A 17,844-nucleotide genomic window follows, 5' to 3' on the forward strand; every position below is an offset into this window, starting at 1 on the left:
CAAATCAATTTACTTATCGCCGCCGGGAATCTTCTGCGAGCAGACTTAAGCCGTCAAGGCCAGCCGAGGTTTCTTCTTCATTGTGGTGCCAATCCGGGCCCCTCTCCGACCGGTGAGGCCGCAGCCTTCATTTTCCCAAGTATTTCAGGAGGGATTCGACCAGGGCGGCCACCGGCATCTGTCCGCGCATGAACAGTAAAACCCTCTACAAGGACACGACCTCCCTGCTCGACACGGTAATCAAGACGAACTCTCGCTCCCTTAGGTTCCCTAAGCCAACCAGTAATAGTTACTTCACCGTCGTACCGGGCACCTTCCTTATAGCTACAACCACTCTCAAGCACCGGGAAAAAGATTCCTTGTGCTTCAAGTTCGCCATATGGAATTCCGAGTTCACGAAAATATTCCGTGCGAAGATGCTCGAACCAGACGTAATAGACGGTATGATGTACGACTCCCATCTGATCAGTCTCGGCATAGCGAACACGGACGGTGGCGGTTAGTGGCAAGGCGATTTCCGATACATAGTTAAAAGAGCAAATATCTGGCGATGGTGAAATAAACCAAGATGCCGATGATATCCACCCCTGTGGTCACAAAAGGTCCAGTCGAAACGGCGGGGTCAAATCTGAAGCGATGCATAAGTAGCGGGAAGATCGACGAGAGCAAAGCAGCCAGAGTCATGACAATCGTTATCGAGAGACCAACCACTAATCCAAGTTTGGCAGCCGACTCAAACTGAAAAAATACCATTATCCCTAAAAGAAAGCCGTAGGCAACACCAAGAATCACACCCGCCCCAAGCTGCTTCGATACCACACGGAGCCATGCATTCGGACTCACGCGCCCGGTGGCCAACCCGCGGACAATGATAGTCGCGCTCTGGGTTCCTACATTTCCCGCCATTCCAATAATTACAGGCATAAAAGCAGCCAGCGCAATAACTTTGCTCAATTCATTTTCAAAGACTCCAATCAACCAAGCGGCGCCCATCCCACCCATCCAACTCACAAAAAGCCAGGGAAAGCGAATCCAAGCCATTCTGCCTGCAGAAAGATTTGTAATCTCCTCGGCATGTGTTCCAGCCATCTTAAGGATATCTTCGGTAGCCTCCTCGCGAAGCACATCGATCACATCATCAACCGTAACGACCCCAAGCATGACACCCGAATCGTCAACAACCGGAATTGCCAGAATATTGTAGCGAGAAACGAGGCGCGCAACATCTTCTTGGTCTGCATGAACGGTGACACTCCAAACATTGGAGGTCATCACTTCTGATAATCGTTTATGAGGTTCTGCAAGTAAAAGCTGACGAAGACTTACCACCCCTCTTAAGTGGCGATCCTCACCTAAGACATACACATAAAAAACATAATCTACCTCATTCGCCTTTCTGACTTCACTAATAGCTTTTTCAATCGTAATTTCATCAAAAAACGCTACGAACGAGTCTGACATAATACTGCCCGCAGAGTCGGGGGCATAAGCCATGATATCTTCGATGACGAAAGATTCATGCACATCCATCTGCTCAACAACTTCACCGGCACGTCCCTCGGGAAGCGCTTCGAGAATATGGCGAGTATCGTCACTACCAATCTGTTTTAAAAGTGTTGCGATTGCCTCGTTAGACATCGGCTCAAGCAGTTCGGAAATGATGTACTGATCACACTCGGAAAGAATCTCTGCCTGGCGCTCAATGTCACTGACAACAGCAAAAGCTCTTTGGCGCTCTTCGGTTTCAAGATTACGAAAAATCTGGGCCGCCTCGGCAGGATGGACTTTAGCCAAGGCGTTTCCTAGATGAGTTCCCGCATTGCGGCGGAGTAGACGCCGAATCATGTCCTCAATCTGAAGAAGACGTGTATCCCGTTCCTGAACCATGTGGCCCCCAAATTGCGTCGTGCTTGAATCCTTAAAAACTATTGAAAATAGGCATGCTATTCGAATCGGAGGAGCACTTTATTTTACGCTCCCATAGCTGTCAAACATATCAAATCGATCAAATTCAAGAGAGTCTCCGACTTGCAGCTACATGCGAGTGCCACTAATATGATTGCAAAGGTTTAAGAATGTTCCAGACTCCCCAGAGAAAGGTTTAGCCTCATCTCCAAATTACACGGTAATTTGACAGGTCTTAAATCAAAGCAAATCAAAGCTCTTGAGCGACTCTACCGCCGTAAAATCCCAGCGCACCAACTAATTCACCTCGAATTTGGCAGAGAACTTGCCGCAATTTCTTTCGAAATTTCACAACAAATTGGCATCCTCGTTGATCGATTAGGCACAGTTCGTTTTGTCATTGTTGGGGACGCGCAGGGAATAGAAATCCCAGAACTCGGGCGCGCCCGCGCCGGCGTCTCAAGGTTGCGGGGCCTTAGATGTATCCATACACACCTCAAACCCTCTCCTCTTTCACAAGAAGATTTAACAGATATGGCTCTTCTTCGCCTAGATGCCATGGTAGCCATTGAAGTATTCGAGGAGGGAGAGACTGGCCGTATTCATGTCGCCCATATCCTACCAGTATTGAAGGACGATGAAGATGAAGCGGAAGATTTCAAAACAGCGACATCGACCAACGATACCGCCCCACCTTGGGAGCAAATGCTATTTTCCAGCATCGAAAGGCTCGAACTTGATTTTTCCACTCTGATCTCCTCACTGGAAGAGGAATTTTCTCGCATACAGCGTGATTCCACCCAGTTCGAAATAGGGGAACGAGCGCTCCTCGTACTCGTCGACCTAGGCAATCGCGATGGATGGCCATCTGATGCCGAATTGTCCGAACTTGAGATACTCGTCGAAAGTGCAGGTCTCATCCCATGCGGCAGGATACGCCAACGTCGCAAAACGCCTGACCCCAGGTTCGTCATTGGCAGGGGACGTCTTGTTGATGTTTTAATGCGTTCAATGCAAACCGGAGCAGAGGCACTCGTTTTTGCACAGGAGCTTTCCCCTTCCCAGGTGCGCAATCTTGCCGAGTTCACGGATTTAAAAATTCTTGACCGCACACAAATCATTCTCGACATCTTCGCCCAACGTGCTAAAAGCCGCGTCGGAAAACTACAGGTTGAACTTGCTCAACTCAAATATATGCTCCCCAGGCTTTCCACTAAACATACGGCTATGAGCCGCCTCACCGGTGGCATTGGCGGACGTGGGCCAGGCGAGACGAAACTTGAAGTATCGAGACGACGGGCCGACGAGAGAATTCGCCGCCTGGAGAAAGAACTGAACAAACTTCAACACAAGCGAGCACAGGGGAGAAGACTCCGGATTCGGCGTAAAGTGCCAATTCTCTCCCTTGTGGGTTACACAAATGCAGGCAAATCCACAATTCTCAACACGTTAACCCAAAGCGAAGTATCGGCAGCCGATAAACTCTTTGAAACCCTCGATACATCAAGCCGGCGTCTTCGCCTGCCTCGTGAGGTGGAAGTCCTCATTACGGATACGGTGGGATTCATCCATGATCTTCCTAAAGATTTAGTCGGGGCATTTAAATCGACCCTGGAGGAGTTGCATGATGCCGATCTCCTCCTCCACGTAGTCGATGCTTCGGATCCTGATTGCGAAGAAAAACTAACTGCCGTGGAGAGACTTTTGGGTGAAATTGGCGTTGGCGCCACACCAATTTTTCATATCTTCAACAAAATGGATAAAGCTGACGATATTCAATTGGCGAATCTTTGCAAACGCTTTAATGGCATTGCTGTCAGCGGTATCGATGCCAAAAGTTTGTATCCTCTTATTGAGGAAGCCTCAAATCGCTTGAGTGAAATCATTAAACCCTCAGGGGAAACCGAATTCGAAAGAGCAGCGATTTAGCGTTTCGTCCCTCTAAAGTTCCCGCCCGTTTGGATTTACCGTCATGCACACAACTTTGAAGGTATTCATCTGCGCCGCTTTGCTCGTCTTTGCTACCGGTTGTGCCGGGAAATCAACTTCACCCTCAGCATCAAACCTTTGGCAACAAACCCAGCAAGGAGTTCTTTCGGCTTATCAGGCCACCAAAAACACTGTCTCCTCCATTTTCGGAAAATTGAATTTCGACAAGTCCAAAGAAAAAGAAAAAATCACCAAGAAAAACAATTCCCCCAATACGGATAGCTTCCCAGCGAGGAGCCAGCTGAACTATGAAGAAGAGATTAAATCTGGTCGATTAACATCAATCAAAGAGCCGACACTAAAGGGAAGCGGCTCCAAAAGTCTTCATATCGTTCCACGCAACTCTCAATCTCTAGACGAATTGAACGACCAAATCACCTCCATCGACAGGGAACTTGTCCTGGAACGAGATCCGAAGAAAAGAGATGCCCTTCTTCGTCGACGAAATCGACTCGTTGAAACAAGAGCGAGAATTTTCAAAGAAAAAGATATGATTTTAGAGGTAGGAAAAACACGCAAAAAACTTCAACAACAGGAAAAAGAACTTGAGAATTTTAGGGAAACAAAAAGTGGTGAATTTAGGTAATTCATCAAAACAAGTTAATAACAAATTTCAAGAGACCGGTTTATTTTCCCCCAAATAGTGGGCCAAGGCGAACCATGGCCTCTTTACCCGGCGCGAGAAGTTCTCTGGCCACTGCTATCACATCCTCGTTGCTCACCGATTGAATTTTGCTCTTGTAAGATTCAGGACCTTCCTTATCAAGTCCGTATAGTTCATCGAAGGCAACCTCCAGGGCTCGTGCCCCTGCTCGCTGAAGAGAGCGCAAATAATCTCCGATCAGAAATGCCTTTGCCCGCTCAAGTTCAACGAGTTCAAGCCCGGATTGGCGAACTCTCTCGAATTCATTGTGAAAAATTCCGATAGCCTTCTCCTCATCCTCGGGACCAGTGGCTGCATAAAAAGATATCGGACCAGGAGCAAGCCCCTCCTCAGATGAGGCATAAACCGCATAGGCAAGCCCGCGCCGTTCGCGTAATTCCCAAAAAAGGCCGCCTCCCTGGCTTCCCAATGCTGTGGTTAATATGGATAGTGCGTAACGCCTTGAATCATGAAAATCAGCTCCCATAAAAACCAATTGAATGTGGCTTTGTGAAGCCCTTTCGACCACATAGCGCCGACTTCGTCCTTTTGTGGGTGGGCTCGGGGCTTCCGGGTTACGTGGCAAGCGCCCTCGATATGAGTCTTTGGCCCAATCGTTGAGGCGCAGCTTAAATTTTTCAGCCACATCGCCCGGATCAATATCGCCAGCTACGCTAAGAACATTATTTTGAGGTGAAATCCATCGTCGCCATGTACGTCGCAAAATTGCCGGGGTAAGTTGAGCCAACACGCGAGAATTCCCCAGTGGATGCCTGCCGAAAGGATGGGAACTATAAAGAAGAGCCATGGCCCTGAGGCGCGCAAGATTTCCCAAATCATCCATGTCGCCGCGACGCTCGGCCGCAATCTCGCGTCGCACCAAATCCAAATCATCTGCAGCGAACCTTGGTTTGGTGAGTATTTCAGAAACAATTTCGATCAATTCATCTGAGACACCAGAAATGCCAGATGCCGAGAGGCCAATACTGTTGCGACCCGAGAAGCCCTCGACCAGAGCGCCCAGGCCGTCAATACGCGCCGCCATCGCCTCTGAGGACATCGACGCCGTCGCCTGGGGCGCAACGCTACTCATCAGATTATGAAGCCCTGCCTCGTTTTTTGCCTCAAGCCGCTGCCCACCCAAGGCAACTGCTCGAATAGCGATTACCCGCGCCGCGCCTCCGGGCCGAACAAGGAGACGCGCACCACCAGGAAGGGTGAACCTGTGAATCCCGTCCTTGCCTTTTGAAGCCCGCCTCGTGGAGGCCCGCCTCATGGAGGCCCGCCTCGTCGAGGCCTGTCTCGTCGAGGCCTGTCTCGTCGAGACCCGCCCCTTCTCCTTCAGTGCCAGCGCCGCAGCCTTGGGTCTATCTTTCAGGGGCTTTAGGCCCCGGGTCTTTTGAGGCATCGGCTCAAGAGGCTCGAATCCACGCTTGAGTGCCACATGTAGCTCCCTGGCACCAAGTCCCCCGGGCGAGCCCCCGCTCGGGCCCCTAGTTGGACCGTTCGGTCCATTTCCAGAACCCGCTTGAGCCCCGCTGCCGCCGCCCGGGCCGCCCCTCGATCCCCCATTTGCGCCCTCGGGGATGAGTACACCCGAGGTCAGCCCCTCCAGGCGAATCCAGCTCGCCGCAACGCGAGAGACATCCTCGGCCGTCACAGCCAATAGCCGATCAAGATAATTTTCGGCAAATCCAACACGCCCCGCCATCAGCCGGGCATAGCCCGCGATGCGTGCATAGCCGCCCATTCCCTCGCGGCGAAACTCCATGTCCGCCAAAAAATTCACCCGCGCGCGCGCCATCTCCTCGGGCGTCGGCGGGGCCAGCTCGATAATCTCCCTCGCCACCCGCAAAATCTCGCCCGCCGCCTCGGCCACCCGCCCCGGCGCCGTCAGCCCGCCAAGAAATAACAATCCCTCGCCCGCCGCAAAAAAATTCTCCGCCGTCACCTCGTGCATCAACGAGCGCCCGACGCACACCCGCTTATAAAGCCGCGAGCTCTCCCCCATCCCCAAAATCATCGCCAACACCTCAAGCGATGGCGCATCCTCGTGCCGGAACTCGGGAATCCGAAAAGCCATCTCCAGATGCGCCAGCCCCGAGCGCTCCCGCACCACAAACGCCCTTGGCCCCCGCCCCTTTGGCTCAGGCGGCGGCGCCATGGGTAATGCCATGGGCAGGGTTTTAGATACTGCCCTCTTTGCACCCGCCTTTTTTAAAACTCTTTTTTTCGATCTGTTTTCTGCCTTTATCTTTCCCGCCAGCGCCCGGCGCATACCCTTTGCTGAAACATTTCCCGAGGCCACCACCACACACCCCTCGGGCGCGTAACAACGCCTGTGAAACCGCCGAAGCGCCGCCGCGTCAAACCGCTTAACCGAGCGCACCGCGCCCATGATGGGCCGCCCGTAAGGGTGCATCTTTCCATACGCCCGCTCGAACAAATATTGCTGAAGCACCTGATCCGGCTGATCCTCGGAGCGATCAAGCTCGGCGAGAATCACCCCGCGCTCGCGCTCGATTTCGGCGGTCGAAAATTTTGGCCACCACACCGCATCCGCCAACATCACGGCACACGCCTCTGCCGCCTCGGGCAGGCAGACAAGGTAATAATACGTCGCATCGCTCATCGTATAAGCGTTCGTGTCGCCGCCCGCCGCCTCAACCCGCGCCGCCAGCTCGCCAACGCCCAAATTGCGCGAGCCCTTGAAAACCATGTGCTCTAAAAAATGCGCCAGCCCATCCTCGCCCGGGCGCTCCACAGCCGGCCCCGCCGGAAACCACACCTGCACCGAGGCCACCTGCGCATTTTTGTCGGGGAGCACAATCAAGGAAGGCCCGTCAGGTATGCGGGTCTGCGTCATTCGCGGGAAAAAAGAGGAAATTTTCTTCATTGAATCCAGTATGAAATGCCCCGAAAAAATGATTATCGGAGCGAAACATTTGAAATTAAATTTTCGCGGTAACTACCTTGACTTCAACCCGCCGAATCGTATCATCAGCCCTGGGCAAAGTCACTTGAGCGGGGATGCCCACGGGAAGCCTTTCACATCAGAAAGCCGCATTCCACAACAACAATATTACTTCGGCGCCCCACCGGAATATTTTCGCGCATCGGCCCGCGAACTACAAGAAAGAGAGCCATGGAACACATCAAAAAACACGTATTCGTTTGCATCAACCAGCGCCCCGAAAACCACCCCATGGGTTGCTGTCAGTCCAAGGGCAGTGTCGAAATTCTTCAGGCGCTTGGCGAGGCCGTTCAAACCTCAGAGCTTGCCGCCTCGACCGCCGTTTCGGGCTCAACCTGCCTTGGCCCCTGCGCCCTTGGCGCATCGGTCGTCGTATACCCAGAGGGTGTCTGGTACCAGGGCGTCACGGCAAGCGATGTCCCCGAAATCGTTGAGAGCCACCTGAAAGGCGGCGAGCCCGTTGAGCGCTTGCTGCTCAAAATGCCGGGCGCTGCAGAGTAAAACTCCCGACAAAAGATTTTCGGATTATCATACAAAAAAAATCGTTCGCTCTTAAGTCCCCTCTCCCCTCGGGAGAGGGCTAGGGTGAGGGCGTTTTTTCTTCCTTCAAATCCCACCGCTACCTTTTGTCATATCATTTATTTCGTCTCCGGCGTTTTCTTTTTCCTTTCCGCACTGCTCTTTAAATAATCGGGCAGTTTCGTATTCTCATCTATGTACGCCGAATCGACCTGTTCTTGGGCCAGCCTTATTGTCCTAGAAAGATCCACCCCTCTGAGATTCGTCTTATAAAGGTCCGCCCCTTCGAGGTCCGCACCTGCGAGATTCGTTTTTAAGAGACTCGCCCCTTCTAGGTTGGCCCATCTGAGGTCCGCCCCGGCGAGGTTCGCCAAAGTAATATCCGCCATGACAAGCCTTGCCGCTCTGAGGACAGACCCTTCGAGATTCGCCCTTGTGAGTTGCATCCTTTCGAGGTTCGCCCCTTTTAGATCCGCACCTGCGAGATTCGCCTCTGCAAGATTCGCCCCTCTAAGGTCCGCATCAACAAGATGCGCCCCCGCGAAAAAAGCTTTAAATCCTTCGGCATACCGTAGGTCCGCCTCTTCAAGCTGAGCTCCTATAATGAGGTCCAGCCCCACGTATTTTTGACTGGAGCCTTTGGCGGCGGACTCCGTGCCGTGCAGGGCTTTCACCTCGGCGCGGAGAGCCCTCAAGGACTTGTCCCGATCCCAGTTCGGGGGTTTTGTGGAGACCTCCTTGTTCGTAAGGACAACGTAGTTCCTCAGGCCAACGAGGCGTATAGGAAACGGCTCAAACCACAAACCGTTGATGGCGAACCAGGAGAAAGCAAAAACCACTATCGTAGAAATTGCGGCGATTGAGGCCGCAAATGGAAGTGGCCACTTAATCTTCCTGATCGGAACGGACGGCTCCTCGCGGAAGGTATTCCGAGCCGTCCTCTGAAAACCGATGGCAATGAGAACGGCGAAGAACAAATAGAAGATGTGCCATCCAGTTCCGACGAAATCATGGACACGGAGGTACCAGAGCCAGAAAAGTGCGGTGATGAGAGGGACTGTCCACCAGGAGAGAAACATGGATACGCCTGACTGGAGGAGGGGGAACAGCAGGCGCTTCCCTTGAAGCATTGGAATATAAAGTCGTACTAACCTATTCAAAAGCCAGGGGTAGGCCTTTTTATCGAGGGGTTTGCCGTCCGGGAACCGCGCTGGTAGCTCAGAGAGTTCTTCCCATAAATTCTGCATGTAGAGGTGAAAGTAGAAATAAATGGCCAACAGGACGATCGGGGCCACATAGAAGAAATTCGCGATGGGAATCGCCGTCTGGATGATGGGCAATGGGGATGTGGCCGAGTTGGTGATGAGTTTGGCATCGTCCGTGCTGAGGATGGTGAGAGCGGCATAAGCGCAACCCAGGAGCATGGCGAAGAAAATCTTCCGGGCGTTTTTTGATGTCTCCTCGACAGTCTTGAGGCTGTTTTCGAAATCCTTAACCGCAGAGGGGATGGTCGCGAAAGAAACATCGGTCCCGGCAAACTGGCCGCCAGTGAGTCCCGTGACTCCTTGTAGATTCGCGTCACGGAGGGATGCGCCGCGCAACTTCGCCCCAAGAAACGATGCCCCCTCACACTTGACTCTATCGAGATTGGCCCCGGTGAGGTCCAACCCGTTGAGGTTCCCCTCGTAGAGGAACGCACCACTGAGATCCGGTCGAATATTCGGATTCTCCCCCCTCCATTTATTCCAGACAATCGCCCCCTGTTTGAGAGTATCGAGGTGTTCTGGATTCGCCATGAAGCCCTCCTACCCGGCTAAACCGCAAAGCAAGACAAAATCTCCGGAGATGAGATCATACAATAAACGGGTTTCGGGCGTGGGGAAAGGTGGGATGGGGAAACGAAAAAAATTACCCCTTACACCTCGGGCCAGATGCGTCTTGCCTTGGAGGGGGAACCCGGTCCGTGCTCCAGGGCGCGAACAACGCCGCCGACGGTGGTGGTGGTGTCCGAGGCGCTCGCCTCAAGCGATTCGAAAAAATGCTCTTGGCCCTCAAAGGAGTCGAACTCATAGAGGATGCCGTGGCGGGCCCAGCCGCCGAGGGAGATAAGTTTGCGCGCGCCAACACACCCTTTTAAGCCGCTAAAGGCGGCGAGGCGGTCGTGGACATACCAGCTGGCTAGCACTTCATCGTAGCTAGCGTCCTTGGCGCGAAAGGCGCCAAACTGAATTGAGGGGCCGGCTGCGAGGCTGGGGCTGCGCTTATCAATTTCGGGGCCATCCACACGGCCCACCTCGGTGAAATACGCGGTGCGCTCCCCCTCGCGGCGGGCGAGCATTTCGCGCGCGCGCGCATCATAGCTCTTGAGAAGATCGTCTGGAGCCGGGTTGAGAAAATCATGGGCACAGGTGGCCCCGAAGATGAGGATAAACTCACCCCCTCGGCCCAGGCCCGGGTCATTGATAAAAGCCTTGTCTTTATGGGCCGCGCTCAAGGGGGCCGCTTTTTCGAGGCGGTAGTGCCCCCCCCAAAGATAGCCCGGGCGCGCAAGCGCCGATGGGATATGCTCCTCGTGAAGCCAGGCGAGATATTCCGCCTCGCCATCTTTGGTAAGGTCGTACCAGCTAGCCCAGATGCCGCAGTCCTCTGCCATTGTTTTCCTCCGCTGTGTTAATGGAGAGCTAGCTCCCCCCGCCCCGGACATCTCCCCCTCGGGAAATGGCCAGTTTTTTTTGCTTCAAATCCCGCAACAATCTCTCAAAATATTTTCGGTTGCTGTCGTGGTTTTCCAGTCCCTGAAATCGTAGGTGTGGCGCCCGGCCTTCCGCCTACGCCTCCGGCCAGATGCGCTTCGCCTTGGTGGGAGAGCCCGGCCCGTGCTCCACGGCGCGGACGACCTTTCCGATGGAGGTAGTGTCGTCCATCCCCTGCGACTCCAGCTCCTCGTAGAAGTGCTCCCGCCCCGCCAGGGAGTCGAACTCGTAGAGGATGCCATGGCGGGCCCAGCCCCCGAGGGAGACGAGCTTGCGTGCGCCGATGCACCCTTTCATTTCCCGCAGGTTCGCGAGGCGGTCGTGAAGGTACCAGAGGGCGAAATCGAGATCCCAGACCGGGTCCTTGGCGCGGTAGGCGCCGAGTTGGATCATGGGGCCCGGGGTAAGACCGGGGCCGCGCTTGGCTATTTCGGGGCCGTCAACGCGGCCCACCTCGGTGAAATACGCGGTGCGCTCCCCCGTGCGGCGGGCGAGCATTTCCTGCGAGCGGGGGTCGTAGCTTTTAAGCAGGTCGTCCGGTGCCGGGTCGAGAAAGTCGTGGGCGCTGCCCGCCCCGAATATGAGGATGAACTCCCCCCCTCGGCCAAGGCCCGGATCTTCGATGAAGGCCTTGATCTTATGGGTTGGGCTCGGGGAAGCCCTATGCTCCAGGCGGTAGTGCGCCGCCCACTTGAAGCCCGGGCGCGCAAGCGCCGAGGGGATGTGCTCCTCATGAAGCCAGGCGAGATATTCCGCCTCGCCATCAATGGGAAGGTCGTACCAGCTAGCCCAGATGCCGCGGTCCTCTGCCATCGAAATCCTCCTAAAAACTTTAACAAGGGAAATTGGGAGTATAGCTGAAAATATTGTCCCAAAGGGAGGCCCCCCCATCTCACTACGCTCTTTATCTCACAGCCGCCGGTGGCAACCGCCAGACAACGCCCCCGCCCTCTGCTAGAATCTACTCTATTAAACGCGGCTTTCATCTTCTTTCCATCAGGAGCATCGTCATGCGCTTTGGCATTCAGATCAGCTCGTTCAAGGATTTTCCCCCGATAGATGAATTTTTAGATTTTGTGAAAGAGGCCGAGGAGCTGGGCATCGACCCGATTACGGTGGCGGACGCGGTGTCGACCTCGCGCCTCCATAGCCGGGATATTTATGTGATGCTCGCCCTGATGGCGCGGGAAACGAAAACGGCGCAGCTTGGCACCTCGGTAACAAATTTTGTGACGCGCCACATTATGACGAGCGTGAATGCGATGGCCTCGGTGGACGATGTGGCGCCGGGCCGGGTGATGATTGGCTTTGGCGCAGGCGACACGCCGCTCTATTCGGTGGGGCTCAAGCACTCGAACTTAAAAGCGATGAGAGAGGGATTGGTTGCGGCACGGGCACTGCTCAACGGCGAGCCGGTAGAGCACGGGGGCGTGACGATTACCTCGAACTGGCGAAAACCGGGGCTCCCTATTTTTTTGGCGGCCGATGGGCCAAAGACCTTGGAGCTTGCAGGAGAGCTGGCCGATGGGGTGATACTGGGCTCTGGCATAACCCCCGAGGTGGTTGAATGGGCGCGGGGGCACATTGCTATTGGCGCCGAGCGCGCGGGGCGCAAGCCGGAAGACGTCGAGCTGTGGCTGAACGCGATTGTACACATTGAGGAGGATGGCGCAGCGGCCAGAGAAACCGTGCGCCCCAGACTCTGCACCCGGGCGAACCACAATTTTCGCCTCGCACTGAATGCCGTGCCCGAGGAGCACAGAGAGGGCGTCGAGCGATTTAGGGCGAACTACGATGAGTTCAACATCGGGGCGGGGAGCCCGAACGCTGCGGGCATCACCGACTACATGATTGACCGCTTCGCGGTGGTGGGCAGCCCGGATGAGTGTCTTGAGCGCTTCAGAGAGATTGAAAAGCTGGGGGCGAGGACGTTTATTTTCGCAATGTCCTACACGCTTGAGGCGCGGCGCCAGATTGTGCGCTTCGTCGGGGAAAAAGCGATCCCCGAGCTCGGGGATAAATAGCCTGAGGGGGGCTAATAACGACAGCTGGCCGGGGAGCCTGAAGAGAGCTCCGCGGGCGATGTTTTGAGACTAAAAACCCTGTGGGTTAAAACCCTGTGGGTTAAAAACCCATCCCGACCATGAGCCGGTTCCACATATTTATAACCGCGATGACGCCAAGGAGCTCGACAACCTGGGCCTCGGAATAATGCGCCCGAGCCGCATCGAAAACCGCATCGGACACTTTGACGCCAGAGGTTGAGGCCTCGCACAACGCCAGCGCGGCCTTTTCTTTTTCATCAAACGCATCGCTCGCCGAGCCATCCACTGCGCCCGCTATCTTCTCGGCAGCAACCTTGTGCATCTTCGCCATGTTCGAGTGCATCGTGGTGCAGAACTCACACCCGTTTAGCGCCGAGGCGCGGATGTTGAGCACCTCCTTGAACCCTGCGTCAATCTCTCCAGGGCCGTCGGCGACGGTGGTGAGCGAGAGCAGTGAGCGCAGAAAATCGGGTTTGTGAGCCAACGCCTTTACCGGGTCGATGACGACACCAAACTGCTTTTGCATGTTCTCCATGATGCGCTTGGCACTCGCCTCGGCCTCGCCGGGTTGTATTAGTGATATCCGGGCCATCAGTTCACCTCCCAGTGACGAAAAATATTGAATGATGTATGCAACTTACAACGCGAGCCAATTAATAGACCCACGGACAAGTACAAATGTGCCTACCGTTATAAATACCTTGGCACAAAGAATACAGCGCCCGATACATCTATGAAAAGGGTAAAAAATGCCGCTCTTTGAGTGAATTAGAGCGTGTTGCGGCATCCTTGGATATCGAATATTTAATGGCCGCGAATAATCTGTCTGTACAAGAGTCGATTTATTAGCGGATTTAAAGAGAGCGACAAAAGACCCCTTGGAATATAGCGACAATAACTATCTTTTATTCATTTTACCCCAATGCCAAGGAGTCAACATCAAAACCTTGATTCTTGTGGTTTCCAATGCGCTCGGATGATGTTATTTTGGGTGAAGTGGCTATTTTGCGGCGTGGCTGGAAATAGGGATTAGCAGCGCCGCAGTTATTGTTCTCGGCATATAGAGAAAATTTTTAAGGACCAAATAAGCATGCCGGATAATGGCAAGCCAGGAAGTAGAGACCGCCTGAAAATAGGACAAGGCGGAGAAGGCAAAGGCAAGGCTCGTGTGCGCCTCCGCCCTGTGGTGCTCGGCAACATTCCCTGGGGGACCGATGCACCTGTCGATCTCTACGTCAACAAGGGCAAAGAGCTTTCCCTCATGTTCCGCAAGACGCAAGGGCTCTCCTCTGACGCCTACCAGGAAATCTCGAAGGTCACTGATCGGCTCTACTACGACAAAGAATCCAACGTAAACTGGCAGGGCCTTGTGGAGTCCAACCTCTCGGCTATCCTCGACTCGCCCCTGCCCACCGAGGGTAAGGCAGCCGTCGCCTACGGTTCCGCCGCCCGCCAGACCCAGCAAATTTTCGAGGACTTCAACGAGGAAGGCTACGAGGCCGCCAACGTCACAGTCGAGTCCATCAACAAGCTCATGGATGAGCCCGGCGCCATGGAAAGTTTTTTTCAACTCACCGTCCACGACTATTACACTTACACCCACTCAGTCCATGTCTACATCTACGCCTCCCTGCTGACACGGGCCATCATCGGCAACGAGAACGAAAAGTTTCTCAAAGAACTGGGCGTCGGCTTCCTCCTCCACGACATCGGGAAAAAAGATATATCCCCGGCGATCCTCAACAAAAAAGGCAAGCTCGACGAGGACGAGTGGATTGAGATCAAGAAACACCCCGGCACCGGCTACGACATGTTGACGAAAACCTCTGGTGGGCTCTCCGAGGAAGTAACTCACATCGTCCTTCAGCATCACGAAAAAGTGGATGGCTCGGGCTATCCCAAAGGCATCAAAGATACCGATATCGGTCGATTCGGTCGAATTTGCGGCATCGCCGACGTCTATGACGCCCTAACAACAAGGCGCTCCTATAAAGAGGCGATGTCCAAGATGACAGCCTTCACGATCATGCAAGACAGCCCCGGCCACTTCGACGAAAAACTGCTTGCCCGCTTCATACGACTGGCAGTGCCGTACCTAGAATAGACCGCTCAGAATCAGACCGCCCTCGCCCGCCCGGCACAGGCGACCTCCGATGTTCATTCGCAAGGAAAAATGCGTACCCTCGACCCGTCGGCGAGCCGCCGCTTATCTGGCGGTGATTCTACTTGCCACCCTCGCCGGCTGCGCCTCGGCCCCAGATAGGCCACGGGCAGTTTCGGCCCCCGTTCCTTCAAGCGATTTAAGCGGGCTCGCCTCGTGGTACGGCCAGCCCTACCACGGTCGAAAAACGGCAAACGGGGAAACCTACGACATGTACGACCTCACCGCCGCCCATCGCACCCTTCCGTTTGGCGCCCGCGTCCGCGTCGAGCGAACCGATACGGGTCGCCATGTAAACGTGCGAATTAACGACCGGGGGCCATTCGTTAAAGGGCGTGTGATAGATCTTTCACAAGGCGCGGCCGATCGCCTCGGCATGCGCTCAAAAGGAGTGGCACGCGTACGGCTCATCCCGCTCCGGATGCCACCCAAAAAGCGCGCGCGTTGGCTGATTCTCGTGGGAAACTTTCGAACCCGGGGCGAGGCGGAAAAATTCACGGGAGCTGTGTCAAAACGCGCTCGGAAGACACGCGTTATCCCCGGCTGGCATGGCGACAGGAACCGCTACCGCGTCCAACTAGAAGGCTTCACAGATCGAAGGCGAGCCGCCGATCTTACCGGGCAGCTTCGAGGTCGAGGCTACGACGCCTACCTCGTCCGCGTGGGATAGTCGCCATCAAGCTAACCCGCATCACGGCCACTACATTTCGCCCAATCGCTCTCTTACCGCTGCCAGATCTGTCAGCGGCGCATCACAAGTATAATTCCGGCACAAATACACCACAGTCGCACCCTCAAGTGTTTCCTTCCCCTCAAGAAGCGGTATCTTCTCCTCAATTTCGCCGTCCCCTGGAGAGCCCTTCAAAGCAATCACCTTGTTTGGAACGAATAGGGAGTTCACGACATCGAGCGCCGCCCGCGTATCCGCCGAGGCAGGATCTCCCGCAATAGCGACCTCCACGGGTGCGCCGCGATCAAAGTCGAGCGCAACGAGCATCATATGAAACGCACCCGGCACCCGATCGAGAAACTCTCCATACACCTTGATGATGGCCTGACCCGTTTCGGTGAATGTGGCCTCGCCCGTCAGTTTGCCGAGGCGAAGAAGCGCGAGCGCCGCCACCGAATTTCCCGATGGAATCGCGCCATCCTGAGCCGTTTTCTTGCGAACGATGAGTTCCTCGTGGTCTTTTGCCGTGAAGAAAAAAGCCCCTTCCCTCTCGTCCCAGAAGCGAGCTATCGCCTCCCTTGCGAGGGCGGCCGCCTCATCGAGCCATCTCATCTCAAAGGAGGACTCGTAAAGATCCACCAGCCCCATCATCATAAACGCGTAGTCGTCGAGATAGGCGTTGAGTCGGCTCTGACCCACCCGGTGCGTTCTGAGCAGGCCCCTCTCGCCGCGCATCTTCGTCAAAACAAAATCAGCCGCCCTCCGAGCCGCCTCCAGGTAGGCAGCGCCACCCTCCGCGCGCCCGGCGAGCGCCATCGAGCCAATCATCAAACCATTCCAGCTTGTGAGGATTTTATCGTCGAGCCCCGGCTTTACGCGCTTCTCGCGCTCTTTGAAAAGTTTCGCGCGGCTCCGCTCAAGGACCTCCAAAAGCGATTGCTGCGTGGCACCCTCCTCCTCGGCAAACTGGTGCGGCGCCTTGGGAATATGAAGGATATTATCCCCCTCAAAATTTCCTCCCTCGGTAACATCGTAGAACCGGCAGAACACCCCGGCGTCCTCGGGCCCGAGCAGCTCTTCGACTTCAGCTGGGCGCCACACAAAAAACTTACCCTCCACCCCTTCGCTATCAGCGTCCTGGGCCGAGTAGAACCCGCCCTCGGGCGATGTCATTTCGCGAAGCACATAATCGAGCGTGTCCGTCGCCACCGAGCGATAAAGAGCGTTGCCCGTGGCCTGATAGGCCTCCATATAGACTCGCGAGAGCAGCGCGTTGTCGTAGAGCATTTTTTCGAAATGGGGAACCAACCAGAAGGGGTCCACACTATAGCGGTGGAATCCGCCACCGAGTTGATCGTACATCCCGCCCAGCGCCATTCGCTGAAGAGTAAACTCGACCATGCCGAGACAATCCTTGTCCCCGCTCCGCCGCCACTGTCTTAACAACAACATCAGCGCCATTGAGGGTGGAAACTTGGGTGCCTGCGAGAACCCGCCCCAATTGGCATCAAAGCGGCCTTTTAATTCCTCTGCCGCCTTTGAAACGAGATCGAGAGAAACATCGCCCGCCGCCGGGGCCACCTCGTTCATTCGGGAGAGCTCGCCAGTGAGCTTGCCCGCGTTCTCTTCAATATCTCCCCGCTGCTCTTTATAAATGGCGGCGATTCGAAGGAGGAGACCCCGAAAACCCGGCCTTCCTTGCATATCCTCGGGCGGAAAATAAGTTCCTCCGAAAAAGGGGCGCAAGTCAGGCAGAAGGAACATGCTCATCGGCCAGCCGCCCTGGCCTGTAAGCATCTGCACCGCCTCCATATAGATCGAATCGATGTCGGGCCGCTCCTCGCGGTCCACCTTGATCGAAACAAAATGCTCGTTTAGCACGGCAGCTACTTCATCGTTTTCGAAACTCTCACGCTCCATCACATGACACCAATGGCAGGCCGAGTAGCCGATCGACAAGAAAATCGGTTTGTCTTCCTCGCGCGAGCGGGCAAGCGCCTCCTCGCCCCAGGGATTCCAGTTCACCGGGTTATGTTGGTGCTGCAGTAGATACGGGCTCGTCTCACCAGAGAGCCGGTTCGTGTGCTCGGTCATGGATACCTCGAAAATATAACGGGCAGGGCCTGCCTGATCTCAAACGAGACCGCTCCCGGGAGAATCTTAGGCGGGCGGCAAAAAACCTAAA

14 protein-coding genes are annotated in these 17,844 nt (G+C 54.9%); 6 read left to right on the forward strand and 8 right to left on the reverse strand.

What is annotated here, in order from left to right; genetic code table 11:
• Positions 1-77: 77 nt before the first annotated feature.
• Together HOJ95_12725 and mgtE are read right to left on the reverse strand one after the other, a co-directional pair.
• Positions 78-461, reverse strand: coding sequence for an acyl-CoA thioesterase (locus HOJ95_12725; GenBank protein MBT6395565.1), 384 nt, complete (start codon positions 459-461; stop codon positions 78-80).
• A gap of 67 nt (positions 462-528) precedes the next feature.
• A complete protein-coding gene (gene mgtE, locus HOJ95_12730) occupies positions 529-1,887 on the reverse strand; it encodes a magnesium transporter (GenBank protein ID MBT6395566.1) in 1,359 nt (452 codons plus the stop codon).
• Positions 1,888-2,109: 222 nt separating this feature from the next.
• Here mgtE and hflX point away from each other — a divergent pair, with 222 nt between their 5' ends.
• Both hflX and HOJ95_12740 read left to right on the forward strand, forming a co-directional pair.
• Positions 2,110-3,834 (forward strand): GTPase HflX, encoded by a 1,725-nt coding sequence (gene hflX / locus HOJ95_12735; protein MBT6395567.1) that lies wholly within the window; start codon positions 2,110-2,112, stop codon positions 3,832-3,834.
• Between the two features lie 43 nt (positions 3,835-3,877).
• A complete protein-coding gene (locus HOJ95_12740; GenBank protein ID MBT6395568.1) occupies positions 3,878-4,480 on the forward strand; it encodes a hypothetical protein in 603 nt (200 codons plus the stop codon).
• Positions 4,481-4,520: 40 nt separating this feature from the next.
• On the opposite strand, the gene HOJ95_12745 is transcribed toward HOJ95_12740, so the two are convergent.
• On the reverse strand, positions 4,521-7,433 hold the full coding sequence (locus HOJ95_12745; GenBank protein MBT6395569.1) for an insulinase family protein: 2,913 nt from the start codon (positions 7,431-7,433) through the stop codon (positions 4,521-4,523).
• A gap of 258 nt (positions 7,434-7,691) precedes the next feature.
• Here HOJ95_12745 and HOJ95_12750 point away from each other — a divergent pair, with 258 nt between their 5' ends.
• Entirely contained in the window at positions 7,692-8,012 is a 321-nt protein-coding gene (locus HOJ95_12750; protein ID MBT6395570.1) for a (2Fe-2S) ferredoxin domain-containing protein, read from the forward strand.
• A gap of 137 nt (positions 8,013-8,149) precedes the next feature.
• Here the strand turns inward: HOJ95_12750 and HOJ95_12755 are convergent, their stop codons facing one another.
• From HOJ95_12755 to HOJ95_12765, 3 genes are all read right to left on the reverse strand, one after another.
• Positions 8,150-9,826, reverse strand: coding sequence for a pentapeptide repeat-containing protein (locus HOJ95_12755; GenBank protein ID MBT6395571.1), 1,677 nt, complete (start codon positions 9,824-9,826; stop codon positions 8,150-8,152).
• 119 nt (positions 9,827-9,945) lie between these two features.
• On the reverse strand, positions 9,946-10,683 hold the full coding sequence (locus tag HOJ95_12760) for a hypothetical protein (protein MBT6395572.1): 738 nt from the start codon (positions 10,681-10,683) through the stop codon (positions 9,946-9,948).
• Between the two features lie 175 nt (positions 10,684-10,858).
• Entirely contained in the window at positions 10,859-11,596 is a 738-nt protein-coding gene (locus HOJ95_12765) for a hypothetical protein (GenBank protein ID MBT6395573.1), read from the reverse strand.
• Positions 11,597-11,649: 53 nt separating this feature from the next.
• Here HOJ95_12765 and HOJ95_12770 point away from each other — a divergent pair, with 53 nt between their 5' ends.
• The gene (locus HOJ95_12770; GenBank protein MBT6395574.1) at positions 11,650-12,807 is read left to right on the forward strand and encodes an LLM class flavin-dependent oxidoreductase; all 1,158 of its coding nucleotides are present in this window, start codon (positions 11,650-11,652) and stop codon (positions 12,805-12,807) included.
• Between the two features lie 100 nt (positions 12,808-12,907).
• Here HOJ95_12770 and HOJ95_12775 read toward each other — a convergent pair whose 3' ends face one another.
• On the reverse strand, positions 12,908-13,420 hold the full coding sequence (locus HOJ95_12775) for a carboxymuconolactone decarboxylase family protein (protein ID MBT6395575.1): 513 nt from the start codon (positions 13,418-13,420) through the stop codon (positions 12,908-12,910).
• A gap of 498 nt (positions 13,421-13,918) precedes the next feature.
• Here HOJ95_12775 and HOJ95_12780 point away from each other — a divergent pair, with 498 nt between their 5' ends.
• Entirely contained in the window at positions 13,919-14,932 is a 1,014-nt protein-coding gene (locus HOJ95_12780; protein MBT6395576.1) for an HD domain-containing protein, read from the forward strand.
• A gap of 49 nt (positions 14,933-14,981) precedes the next feature.
• Positions 14,982-15,659, forward strand: coding sequence for a septal ring lytic transglycosylase RlpA family protein (locus HOJ95_12785; protein ID MBT6395577.1), 678 nt, complete (start codon positions 14,982-14,984; stop codon positions 15,657-15,659).
• Positions 15,660-15,689: 30 nt separating this feature from the next.
• On the opposite strand, the gene HOJ95_12790 is transcribed toward HOJ95_12785, so the two are convergent.
• A complete protein-coding gene (locus HOJ95_12790) occupies positions 15,690-17,753 on the reverse strand; it encodes a thioredoxin domain-containing protein (protein MBT6395578.1) in 2,064 nt (687 codons plus the stop codon).
• Positions 17,754-17,844: the final 91 nt, after the last annotated feature.

Source organism: Nitrospinaceae bacterium (assembly GCA_018669005.1).
Taxonomy (GTDB): domain Bacteria; phylum UBA8248; class UBA8248; order UBA8248; family UBA8248; genus UBA8248.